Origin of the sequence: Rhodomicrobium udaipurense JA643 (assembly GCF_000636015.1) — a bacterium.
GTDB lineage: Bacteria > Pseudomonadota > Alphaproteobacteria > Rhizobiales > Rhodomicrobiaceae > Rhodomicrobium > Rhodomicrobium udaipurense.
The window spans coordinates 1-11,408 of record NZ_JFZJ01000104.1 but is presented as its reverse complement, the minus strand read 5'-3'; the positions used below and the strand labels follow the sequence as shown (position 1 = coordinate 11,408).

At 63.0% G+C, this 11,408-nt stretch carries 13 protein-coding genes; 5 read left to right on the top strand and 8 right to left on the bottom strand.

Going from position 1 to position 11,408, the window contains the following annotated elements:
- From T281_RS19750 to T281_RS13220, 4 genes are all read right to left on the bottom strand, one after another.
- A partial coding sequence (locus tag T281_RS19750; RefSeq protein ID WP_202901745.1) for a CvpA family protein occupies positions 1-160 on the bottom strand: 160 nt, incomplete at its 3' end.
- A gap of 56 nt (positions 161-216) precedes the next feature.
- Positions 217-1,584 (bottom strand): DNA repair protein RadA, encoded by a 1,368-nt coding sequence (gene radA / locus T281_RS13230; RefSeq protein WP_037239875.1) that lies wholly within the window; start codon positions 1,582-1,584, stop codon positions 217-219.
- Entirely contained in the window at positions 1,577-2,746 is a 1,170-nt protein-coding gene (alr, locus tag T281_RS13225) for an alanine racemase (protein WP_245269244.1), read from the bottom strand. The genes radA and alr overlap by 8 nt, the downstream gene beginning before the upstream one ends.
- A 2-nt stretch (positions 2,747-2,748) precedes the next feature.
- The gene (locus T281_RS13220; RefSeq protein WP_245269243.1) at positions 2,749-4,269 is read right to left on the bottom strand and encodes a replicative DNA helicase; all 1,521 of its coding nucleotides are present in this window, start codon (positions 4,267-4,269) and stop codon (positions 2,749-2,751) included.
- 267 nt (positions 4,270-4,536) lie between these two features.
- On the opposite strand from T281_RS13220, the gene T281_RS13215 reads away from it, so the two are divergent.
- The gene (locus T281_RS13215; protein ID WP_037239884.1) at positions 4,537-4,968 is read left to right on the top strand and encodes a DUF2147 domain-containing protein; all 432 of its coding nucleotides are present in this window, start codon (positions 4,537-4,539) and stop codon (positions 4,966-4,968) included.
- Between the two features lie 135 nt (positions 4,969-5,103).
- Here the strand turns inward: T281_RS13215 and T281_RS13210 are convergent, their stop codons facing one another.
- The 4 genes from T281_RS13210 to rpsF all read right to left on the bottom strand — a co-directional run bounded on the left by T281_RS13210 (position 5,104) and on the right by rpsF (position 8,270).
- Positions 5,104-6,621: an acetyl-CoA hydrolase/transferase family protein gene (locus T281_RS13210; protein ID WP_210336142.1), complete on the bottom strand. Its 1,518-nt coding sequence runs from the start codon at positions 6,619-6,621 to the stop codon at positions 5,104-5,106.
- 282 nt (positions 6,622-6,903) lie between these two features.
- Positions 6,904-7,482, bottom strand: a complete 579-nt coding sequence (gene rplI / locus T281_RS13205; protein WP_037239870.1) for a 50S ribosomal protein L9 — start codon at positions 7,480-7,482, stop codon at positions 6,904-6,906.
- A gap of 12 nt (positions 7,483-7,494) precedes the next feature.
- Positions 7,495-7,746, bottom strand: a complete 252-nt coding sequence (rpsR, locus tag T281_RS13200; protein WP_013418619.1) for a 30S ribosomal protein S18 — start codon at positions 7,744-7,746, stop codon at positions 7,495-7,497.
- Complete coding sequence (gene rpsF / locus T281_RS13195; RefSeq protein ID WP_037239867.1) at positions 7,743-8,270, bottom strand: 30S ribosomal protein S6; 528 nt, start codon at positions 8,268-8,270, stop codon at positions 7,743-7,745. Before rpsF ends, rpsR begins: the two co-directional genes overlap by 4 nt.
- Before the next feature lie 434 nt (positions 8,271-8,704).
- Here rpsF and fabD point away from each other — a divergent pair, with 434 nt between their 5' ends.
- The 4 genes from fabD to T281_RS13175 form a co-directional block, all read left to right on the top strand.
- Positions 8,705-9,661 carry an ACP S-malonyltransferase gene (gene fabD / locus T281_RS13190; protein WP_037239864.1) on the top strand — a complete coding sequence of 319 codons (957 nt, stop codon included), beginning with the start codon at positions 8,705-8,707 and terminating at the stop codon, positions 9,659-9,661.
- Positions 9,662-9,683: 22 nt separating this feature from the next.
- A complete protein-coding gene (fabG, locus tag T281_RS13185) occupies positions 9,684-10,421 on the top strand; it encodes a 3-oxoacyl-[acyl-carrier-protein] reductase (protein ID WP_037239878.1) in 738 nt (245 codons plus the stop codon).
- 229 nt (positions 10,422-10,650) lie between these two features.
- Positions 10,651-10,893 carry an acyl carrier protein gene (locus T281_RS13180; protein ID WP_013418615.1) on the top strand — a complete coding sequence of 81 codons (243 nt, stop codon included), beginning with the start codon at positions 10,651-10,653 and terminating at the stop codon, positions 10,891-10,893.
- Positions 10,894-11,015: 122 nt separating this feature from the next.
- A partial coding sequence (locus tag T281_RS13175) for a beta-ketoacyl synthase N-terminal-like domain-containing protein (protein WP_037239860.1) occupies positions 11,016-11,408 on the top strand: 393 nt, incomplete at its 3' end.

Sequence of the window (11,408 nt, the reverse complement as noted above, 5' to 3'; positions counted from 1 at the left end):
CGTCGTCCTTGAAGTGCGAATAGGCGAGCAGCGTCACGATGGCGGCCAGCGCCCATGACATGATGGACAGCATTTCGCGCGTCAGGCCCCGCAGCATGGCGAGGAAGCCTGAAAAGATCATGATTCCAACGAGTATGATGTCGAGCCCTTGAATCGGCATGAGCCTTCCCTTTCATGCAGATCGCGACCGTTCACGCATGCACCTTCTACGGCGGTTTACGCGAAAAGAGTAGCCAAATCTTTCAATTGCGGAAGCCGGGTTAATTTCACGGCAACACCGCTTGCGGAAATTTCTCCGGCCGACGGAAGGTAAGCCTGGCGAAAGCCGAGCTTCTGCGCCTCTTTCAGCCGGACGCTCATCTGCTGCACGGGGCGCAGCGCTCCCGACAACCCGACTTCGCCGAAATAGACCGCATCACGGGGCAGCGCAATGCCGGTAAATGCCGACAAAAGCGCGGCCGCGACGGCCATATCCGCGGCGGGTTCCGTGATGCGAAGACCGCCGGCGACGTTCAGATAGACGTCCTGCGGGCCGATCTTGACGCCGCAGCGCGCTTCGAGCACGGCGAGAATCATGGCGAGGCGGTTCGTGTCCCAGCCGACGACGGCGCGGCGCGGGGCGGCATAAGGCGAGGGCGAAAGCAGCGCCTGCACCTCGACGAGGATCGGGCGCGTGCCCTCGATCCCGGCGAAGATCGCGCTTCCCGCCGCGTCGCAATGATCGAGGCTGAGGAACAACTCTGACGGGTTCGACACCTCGCGAAGACCGTCGCCATGCATGTCAAAGACGCCGATCTCGTTGGACGCGCCGAAACGGTTCTTGGTCGCGCGGAGCAGGCGGAGATTATGAGCGCCCTCGCCCTCGAAGGTAAGGACGGTGTCGACCATATGCTCGATCACCTTCGGCCCGGCGATCTGGCCGTCCTTGGTGACATGCCCGACGACGACAATCACCGGGCCTTTCGTCTTCGCCAGGGCGATCAGCGCCTGCATGCTTGCGCGCACCTGACTGACGGTGCCCGGCGCGGACTCGATGCTCTCGGTCCAAAGCGTCTGAATCGAATCGATGACCACGAAATCGGGCGGCGCGCCCTGCTCAATCGTGGCGAGGATGCGCTCCACGCAGGTTTCCGCCACGAGGCCGAGCGGCGCTTTCGATAGCCCGAGGCGCTGGGCGCGCAGGCGAATCTGGTCGGTCGCCTCTTCGCCGGAAAAGTAGAGCGAGCTGTGGCCCTGTTCGGCGATCGCGGCGGCGGCCTGCAACAGGAGGGTGGATTTGCCGATGCCGGGTTCACCCGAAAGCAGCACTGCGGACCCCTGGGCGAAGCCGTCGCCAACCGCGCGGTCGAGTTCGCCGATGCCGGACGAGATGCGGCGCACGTCGCGGCCTTCCGCGTCGAGGCTTTCGACGGCGCAGGCCTTAGCGCGGCGCTTCGCCTTCAGCCCGACGCCGCCCGGCGCGGACACAGCCGCCATTTCCTGCACGAGCGTGTTCCAGTCGCCGCAGCTGGGGCACTTGCCCTGCCATTTCGGCGAGACGGCTCCGCATGACTGGCAGACGTAATCCGCCGCGCCCTTACTCATCGACATAGACCCGGTGATAGCGCCGCCCGAGCGACGTCAGCACTTCGTAGCCGATGGTGCCTGCGTGGCGAGCGAGGTCGTCCACCGTGGTCTTCTCGCCGAGCAACTCGACGAAACCGCCGCGATGAACGAGCGCTTCCGGCACATCCGTCGCGTCGAAGGTCGTCAGGTCCATAGACACGCGGCCGATAAGCGGAAGCGCGTGCTCGCCGATATGGCCGACCGCGCCCGGCTTCGCGTCCGACGACGAAACGCCCCGGAAATACCCGTCCGCATAGCCGACGCCGACGGTGGCGATGCGGCTGTCGCGCTTCAGCGTCTCCGTCGCGCCATAGCCGACGGTGAAGCCCTTCTCGCCGTGCCGCACCTGCACGATGCGTCCGAACAGCCAGACGACCGGCTCGAATTGCGTCGGCTCCACCTTTTGCGGGTTGCCGCCGTAGATCGCAATGCCGGGGCGCGCGAGGTCGAGGTGATATTTGCGGCGAAGCAGGCACCCAGCCGAATTGACGAGGCTCTTCGCTATGCCGGGAAACAGCGACGTCACCGCCTCGAAGCGCTTGAACTGAACTTCGTTCAGCGGGTGCATCGGCTCGTCCGCGCGCACGAGATGGCTCATCAGCACGGCCGGGCGAAACGGCTGCAATAGCTCCGACCTAGCGGCCAAAGCGTCGGCGGCTTCCGGTTCGAGGCCGACGCGACACATGCCCGTGTCGAACTGGATCGCGGCGGGGAGGCGCGCCTCGTGCTCGCGGCAGTAGGCGGACCACTCCTCAACTTCGGCGAGGCTGTTCAGAACCGGGCGCAACCGCGCGTCGCGGTAGACGGCGGAGGTGCCCGGCATCAGCCCGTTCAGGGTGTAAATCGTGGCGTCGTTCGCGAATGTGCGAAGGGCCAGCGCCTCGTCGAGCGTCGCGACGAAGAAGGTGCGGGCCGTCTCCTTTTGCAGCGCCGTCAGGACAGGCTGGATGCCGAGGCCGTAGGCGTCGGCCTTCACCACCGCGGCCGTCTCGGCCTTGAGCGAGGCCTCGGCCGCGCGACGGTAGTTGCGGCGCAGCGCGGGAAGCCGGATCACCAGCACGCCGTTGGCGGAGGCTGGAGCCGCAGCAAGCGCGCGTTCCACCGCCTCTGAAAACCCCGTGTCCATGCCTGTCGCTACCATGCCTATTCGTACCGTTCTGGCACGCGGCGGTCATCGGCCAGATCGCCGAAGCGCGTGATTTCGGACTGGAATTGCAGCCGGACCGTGCCCGTCGGGCCGTGGCGCTGCTTGCCGATGATCACCTCGGCCAGGCCCTGCACCTGATCCATCTCATCCTGCCATTTCTGGTGCTCTTCCACCTTCGTCATCGAAGGCTCCTTCCGCGAAACATAATACTCCTCGCGGAAGACAAACATCACGACGTCGGCATCCTGTTCGATCGAGCCCGATTCGCGAAGGTCTGACAGTTGCGGGCGCTTGTCGTCGCGGTTTTCCACCTGACGCGAGAGCTGCGACAGCGCGATGATCGGCACCGCGAGTTCCTTCGCCAGCGCCTTGAGGCCGACCGTGATTTCCGAAACTTCCTGCACGCGGCCTTCCTGCGAGCGCTTCGCCGAACCGGTGAGAAGCTGGAGATAGTCGACGATGATGAGGCCGAGGCCCTTCTGGCGCTTCAGGCGACGGGCGCGCGCCGCAAGCTGCGCTATGGAGATGCCGCCTGTGTGGTCGATGAAGAGCGGCAGAGTTTGCAGTTCCATCGCAGCCTGCTGAAGGCGCTGAAACTCCACGTCGGAGATATTGCCGCGCCGGATCTTTTCGGACGGGATCTGCGCCTGCTCGGCGAGGATACGCGTCGCGAGCTGTTCGGACGACATTTCGAGGGAGAAGAAGCCGACGACCGCGCCGTCGAGAGCCTCTGTGGTGCCGTCTTCCTTCTGGCGGGTGCGGTAGGCCTTCGCGACATTGAAGGCGATGTTGGTGGCGAGCGCGGTCTTGCCCATCGACGGGCGCCCCGCGAGCACGAGCAAGTCGGAGTTTTGCAGGCCGCCCATCATGCGGTCGAGGTCGGTCAGGCCGGACGAGAGGCCCGACAGGCCGCCGTCGCGCTCATAGGCTCGTGCCGCCATCTCGACCGCTTCGATGGTCGCGTCGCCGAACGACATGAAGCCCGAGCCGTATTTGCCCTTGTCGGCGAGGTCGTAAAGCCGCTGCTCGGCCTCTTCGATCTGGCGCTCCGGCGGCTGCTCGATGGGCGAATCGTAGGCGACATTCACCATGTCCTCGCCGATGAGGATGAGTTCGCGGCGCACGGCGAGGTCGTAGATGGTGCGGCCATAGGCCTGCGCGTTGATGATGGTCGTGGCGGCGGCGGCAAGGCGGCCGAGATACTGCGCAACGGTGATTTCGCCGATGGGCGGCTCGTTATCGAAGAAGGTCTTGAGCGTGATCGGCGACGCGTGTTTGCCGGACTGAATCAGCTTGCCCATGATCTCGAACAGGCGGCCATGGAGCGGCTCGAAGAAATGATTCGGCTCAAGGAAGCCGGAAACGCGGTCGAACGATTCGTTGTTGATCAGCACCGCGCCGAGCAGCGCCTGCTCGGCTTCGATGTTATGCGGGGCCTGCCGGAAGGGCAGGGACTCGATGCTTTCCGCCAGGGCGGACCTGGCAGGAACGGCGGAAAGGGCGGGGGAACGTCTCATGAGCGCGATAAGACCCGATTCGCGATCCTTCCCGAAGGCGGCCCGGGCTTCGATTCGCCAAGCGTGCACAGCGGAATGATTCCGCTGGACGAGTCCTTAATGTTACGAGCGCCGCCTTGACAGTGTGCATGCCGCAACCCGACTCAGCGCGTGCGGGAAAGCGCGCCTTCAACTGAAGTTTGACTTGAGGAATTTTCCGCCGGTGATAGCGTGAGCGGCACACTGACATTTTTGTCAGAATAACGCACAAGACTATAGGGGATGGAGATGATCAAGGGACGGCGCATCCGCGCCATCGCGGGCGCTTGCGCGCTTGCCGTCGCATTGCCGCTTTCGGCCTGGGGCGCGGCCGAAGACGCCATCGGTAATTGGCGCGACGCGGATTCGGGCGGCATCGTTTCGGTTTATTCGTGTGGCGGTGGCATCTGCGTGAAGGTCGTCAAACCCGGCAAGGGCCGCGAGAAGGACGACGCAAACCCCAACCCGCAGCTCAAGGGCCGCTCCATGGCGGGCGTTGTGCTCATGAACGGCGCGACCAAGGCCGGCGCGGACAAGTGGAAGGGCAAGCTCTACAACAGCGAGGACGGCGAAACGTACACGGGATACGTCACATCCGTGAGCAAGGATGAGGTGAAGCTCGAAGGCTGCGTGGCAGGCGGACTGATCTGTAAATCGCGCACCTGGAAACGCGTGCAGTAGGGATGATTTGGGGGGACGAATCGCTCCGGGGTGACACGGAGCAATTCGGCCAAGACGGCGCGGGAAAACCCGCGCCGTCTTTTTTGGACGTGGCTCGACAAGACAGCCCGCCACAATCGCGGGCTCCTGCGAATATCAGGCCGGCACTTTCGTGGCGGCGAGGCCGGAGTGGATCGCCTTCTCCACCTCCATCGCAGCCTTCTCGGCCTTCCAGCTTTGAATGAACGAAAAGGCTTCGTTGAGCATATGCGGCGTATGGCGGCCGGGAGATTCGCGGAGCGCGCGCTCATAATACGCTTGCAGCGCCGCGCGATAGCTCGGGTGCGAGCAGTTCTGGATGATGACCTTCGCGCGCTGCTTCGGCGTGAGCCCCCGCAGATCCGCGAGGCCCTGCTCGGTCACGATCACCTGCACGTCATGCTCGGTGTGGTCGACGTGGCTGACCATCGGCACGATGCAGGAGAGCTGGCCGTTCTTCGCGGTCGATGGCGTCATGAAGAAGGACAGGTAGGCGTTGCGCGCGAAATCGCCCGAGCCGCCGATGCCGTTCATGATGGACGAGCCGCGAATGTGCGTGGAGTTCACATTGCCGTAGATGTCGGCCTCGATCATGCCGTTCATGGCGATGACGCCGAGGCGGCGAATCACCTCGGGATGGTTCGAGATTTCCTGCGGGCGCAGCACCACGCGCTCGCGGTAGAAATCGACGTCGCGGTTGAAGTCGTCCACGGCTTCCGGGCTCAGCGAAAAGGCCGTCGCAGAGGCGAAGTTCATCTTGCCCCGCTTCAGAAGGTGCAGCATGCCGTCCTGAAGCACTTCGGTATAGGCCGTGAGGTTCTCGAACTGGCCCTGTTCAAGCCCCGCCATCACGGCGTTCGCCGTGTTGCCGACGCCCGATTGAAGCGGCAGCAGGTTTTCGGGCATGCGGCCCTTTTTGACCTCGTGAGCGAGGAACTCCAGGATGTGGCCGGCGATGAGGCGCGATGTCTCGTCGGGCGGCGTGAAAGCCGAGTTGCGGTCGTAGGCGTGCGTCTCGACGATGCCGATGATCTTCGACGGATCGCAGCGGAAGTAAGGCTCGCCGATGCGGTCGCTCGGCGTCACGAGCGGAATGGGCTTTCGATGCGGCGGAAGCGCGGTGCCGTAATAGATATCGTGCATCCCCTCCATGGCGGGGTTGATGCGGTTATTGACCTCAAGGATGATCTTGTCGGCCTGATCGAGCCACGTCTTGTTGTTGCCGATCGACGTAGCCGGAACAAGCCGTCCATCTTCGAGGATACCCGCGACTTCCACCACCGCGACGTCGAGCTTGCCGAAGAATCCGAACCAGACGAACTGCGCGACGTGGGAGAGATGGATGTCGATGTAGTCCATTTGTCCGGCGTTGATGCGCGCGCGACAGGCCGGGTCGGATTGATACGGCAGCCGCATCTCGATGCCGTCGACCGCGGCGAGCGCGCCGTCGAGCTCGGGTGCGGTCGATGCGCCGGTCCAGACGCTGATCTTGAAATCGAAGCCGTCTGCGTGAAGCGCGTTGATACGCTCGGCCAGCGCCGCAGGCACTTCCTTCGGGTAACCGGAGCCGGTAAACCCGCTCATGCCGACGTTAGACCCTGCTGGGATTAGAGCCGCGGCTTCAGAAGCAGACATAATCTTGCTTCGAAGCGCACGGTTGAGCACGCGCGATCCTGTCACGGCCACACCTTCTTTGCTGTTTTTTCGTGATAGCTTCAGGCCGGGCGTCGAACGGCGCAGGGCCAGCTCGGGAACGCTAGGCTTAGACAAAAGTCGGATCAACTATACTTCTGGAGAATTCGCGATTTTGGGATGCTGCCATGCGGGAAACGCAATGAGCAATGAAATGCATGTAAAATAAAAAAAGGCGCAAGAAACGATCTTGCGCCTTCCGATAGAGCAACGATTGTTGCGCAACTACTCCTCGACGGCTTCCTCGCCCTCGAACAGCGTCTCCGCCGCGATGGCTGCCTGCTCGGCAGCGTAATCTGCGGCATATTCGTCGCGCTCGTGCAGCACGTCCTCGCCCTTGGCCTGACGCAGGGCTTCTTCTTCCGTGCGGGCCACGTTGACGGAAACCCGCACCGACACCTCCGGATGGAGGCTGACGCGGACATCGTGGATGCCGAGCGTCTTGATCGGATGGTCGAGAAGCACTTGCCCGCGATCCACGGTGAAGCCGCTGGCGGTCACCGCGTCGGCGATGTCGCGCGTCGACACCGAACCGTAGAGCTGGCCCGAATCGCCAGCCTGCCGGATCACGATGACGCGCTGACCGTCGAGCTTCTTCGAGACGGTCTCGGCTTCCTGCTTGCGTTCGAGGTTGTGAGCCTCAAGCTGCGCGCGCTCCTTCTCGAAGCGAACGAGATTTTCTTTCGTGGCGCGGAGCGCCTTGCCCTGCGGGAGCAGGAAGTTGCGCGCGAAACCCGGGCGCACCTTTACGACATCGCCCATCTGGCCGAGGCGGCCGATGCGCTGAAGAAGAACAACTTGCATGTCGCCTCGCTCCTATCTCAGCACGTAGGGGAGCAGGCCGAGAAAGCGCGCGCGCTTGATGGCCTTGGCCAGCTCGCGCTGCTTCTTCGCGGACACCGCCGTGATGCGGCTCGGCACGATCTTGCCACGCTCCGAAACGAAGCGCTGAAGAAGCCGCACGTCCTTGTAATCGATGACCGGCGCATTCTCGCCCGAGAAGGGGCACGTCTTGCGACGGCGGTAAAAGGGGCGGCGCGCTCCGCCGCTCGTTCCTTGCATGCTCATTCGTCACCTCCCGGCGCAGCGGTTTCAGTCCGAGGGGGCCGGGCGCCGAAACGCTGGCCACCGCCTTCGCCATCGCGCGAGAATCCGCCGCGATCGCCGTCACGGGAGAACCCGCCACCGCCGCCGCCGAAGTCGCGACGCGGGCCGCGCGGGCCACGGTCGCCGCCGCGATCGCGGTCGCCGCGTTCACGGTCGCGCTCGTCCTGCTTGCGCATCTGGATGGACGGCTTCTCGTCGAGTTCCTCGACGCGCACTGTAAGGAAGCGCAGAACGTCGGTCGAAATGCCCATCTGGCGTTCCATTTCGAGCACCGCCTGATGGGGCGCGTCGATATTGAAGAACGCGTAATGCGCGCGACGATTCTTCTTGATCTTGTAGGCGGTCGATTTCAGACCCCAATACTCGGTCTTCGACACCTTGCCGCCGTGTTCTTCGATCACGGCCTTGTAGGTGTTCATAAGACCAGTCACTTGCTGCGCCGTGACATCCTGACGCGCAAGAAAGGTATGCTCGTAAAGTGGCATAACGGCCTTTCCCTGGTTGAACGAATGTCCGGCGCAGAGCCCCCGTCAAGCCTTGAAAGGCCAGAAGGATCTTAAGCAGAGCAGAGACACGGGAACCACGGCGGCAGAGCCACCTTCGAAAGAGGACACTGTCGAAACGAGCAAAAAAGCGCGCGTTTCAGCAGGGAATAGCCTCCCGGTTCCGTTCAGCCTCAAACCGGACAGTGCGCGTACTATAAGAGAAAGCGCGCGCGGTGCAACACCTTTGCTTGTCAGGCGTTGTCATCGACATTTCGCTCCTGCGGGCACTGCGCGGGCGCGAAAATGGCGCGGCGACGGTTGATCGTGCGCCCTTGACAGCCTGCTTGGAAACGTGTCTCTGGCGCCACGAGACGTGAGCGAACTAACCTCGATCACGTAAAATTTTACCCGCGATTGACGACGCGAAAAACCGCATGACCTTCGCATTTACATTTCCCGGCCAAGGCAGTCAGACTGTCGGCATGGGGCAGAATCTGGCGCAGAACTACGCTGTCGCCCGCGCCGTCTTCGATGAAGTCGACGAGGCGCTCGGAGAAAAGCTTTCCGCAGTTATGTGGGAAGGCCCAGAAGCGGCGCTGACGCTCACCTTTAACGCGCAGCCCGCGCTGATGGCGGTTTCGCTCGCCGCTTTCTCCGTCCTGAAAAACGAATATGGCTGGGAAGCGATCAAGCCGGTCTATGTCGCCGGTCATTCGCTCGGCGAATATTCGGCGCTAGCGGCCGTCGGGGTGTTTTCCGTTGCCGACGCTGCGCGGCTTTTGAGGTTGCGCGGCACTGCGATGCAGGAGGCCGTGCCGCAAGGGCAGGGCGCGATGCTTGCGCTTCTCGGCGCGGAGATCGACTCCGCGACGAAGCTCGCCGCCGCAGCCGCCGAGGGCGAGGTTGCGCAGGTCGCGAACGACAACGCGCCCGGCCAGATTGTCATTTCCGGCTCCAAGGCCGCCATGGATCGCGCGGCCAAGCTCGCGCCGGAATATGGCATTCGTCGCGCTGTGCCGTTGCCGGTGAGCGCGCCTTTCCATTGCGCGCTGATGAGCCCCGCCGCCGAACGCATGGCGACCGCGCTCGCGGCGCTCGATCTCAAAATTCCCGAGGTGCCCGTTGTGACGAACGTCACGGCGGCTCCCGTTTCCGATCCATCTCTGATAAGATCGCTTCTGGTCGAGCAGGTCACGGGCGTTGTACGCTGGCGCGAATCGGTGGCGTACATGGTCGACCATGGCGTCGCCACGTTATTCGAGGTCGGCGCCGGCAAGGTTCTGACCGGACTTGCGAAGCGTATCCGCAGCGAAGCGGACGCCCGCTCGGTGGGCACGGCAGACGACATCAAGTCTTTCGGCGACTGGTTAAAGGCGCGCGGCGAAGGCTGACGGCAAAGCGGGAATGGCCTATATGTTCGATTTGACTGGGAAATCCGCGCTCGTCACTGGCGCGTCAGGCGGCATCGGCGAAGCGGTCGCAGTCGCGCTGCATGCGCAGGGTGCGACGGTTGCATTGTCGGGCACGCGCCGCGAAAAGCTCGACGAAGTCGCGGGCCGGATCGGTAGCCGCGTGCATGTGCTTCCGTGCGATCTCAAGGACCGCGCGCAGGTGGCCGCGCTTGTCGGTCAGGCCGAAGCCGCGATGGGCCAGCTCGACATACTCGTGAACAACGCGGGCATCACCAAAGACAATTTGTTCATGCGCATGAAGGACGATGAGTGGGACGACGTCATCGCCGTCAATCTCACGTCCTCCTTTATTCTCTGCCGGGCCGCGCTGCGCAACATGATGAAGAAGCGCTACGGCCGCATTGTCAACATCGCGTCCATATCGGGCGTGATCGGCAATCCGGGGCAGGGGAATTACGCGGCGTCCAAGGCGGGCCTCGTCGGTATGACGAAGTCGCTCGCGCGCGAGGTCGCTTCGCGCAACATCACCGCCAATTGCATCGCGCCGGGCTTCATCGAGACGCCGATGACGCACGCGCTGAATGAAAAACAGACGGAGGCGATTGCCGCCACGATCCCTGCCGGCGTGTTTGGCAAGCCGGAGGACATCGCCGCCGCTGTCGTCTTTCTGGCAAGCGGGGAAGCCCGCTATATTACCGGAGAAACGCTCCACATAAACGGTGGTATGATCATGGTCTGAGACCGTGCCAGTCACTCGGACGGAAAACTTCCAGGCGCGCAAGTTGAAGATAAGGTGGAAAGAGGGTGGCGATGCCCTAAAAAAGGGCTTCCCCCTCCAAAGCTTCAATGCTACCAGCCACATCGCGCCCGGGTGCAGTCGAAGTCCGATGTGTTGCGGAATAGAAAGCTTCTGTGCTTAATCGAAGTAAAGTTAGGCGCTTGATCACTTGGGGAACCGTGAGGAAAAAATGAGCGATATCTCGGACCGCGTTAAAAAAATCGTCATCGAACATCTTGGCGTCGAAGCCGACAAGGTCACTGAAAATGCCAGCTTCATCGACGATCTGGGCGCGGACAGCTTGGACACGGTGGAACTCGTGATGGCATTCGAGGAAGAGTTCGGCGTGGAAATCCCGGACGACGCCGCTGAGACGATTCAGACCGTCGGCGACGCGATCCGCTTCCTGGAAAGCCATTCCACGAAGGCTTAAGCGGCTCGCGAGAGCAGCGCATAACGTCCACCGTCGCGGCGGAGGTTCTTTTCCTCCTGCCGTTCGACGGTGAGCACGGCTCACTGCGCGGCGGCCTTGATCAGTAGTATTCGGAGGGCAAGATGCGGCGGGTCGTTATCACTGGCATCGGTCTGGTTACGCCTCTGGGCACCGGAACGGACACCGTCTGGTCCAACATCCTCGCTGGCAAGAGCGGAGCGCGCCGGGTCACAGACTTCGAGGTTTCAGACCTCGCTTGCCAGATCGGCTGTTTCATTCCACGCGGCACAGGCGCCGGGGAGTTCAACCCGGATGACTGGATGGAGCCGAAAGAGCAGCGGAAGGTCGACGATTTCATCGTCTTCGCCATCTCCGCGGCCGATCAGGCGCTCGCCGACGCTGGTTGGACGCCGAAGACCGACGAAGAGCAGAACAGCACGGGCGTCCTTATCGGCTCCGGCATCGGCGGCCTTCAGGGCATTGAAGTCGCGTCCAACGTCATTCGCGACAAGGGT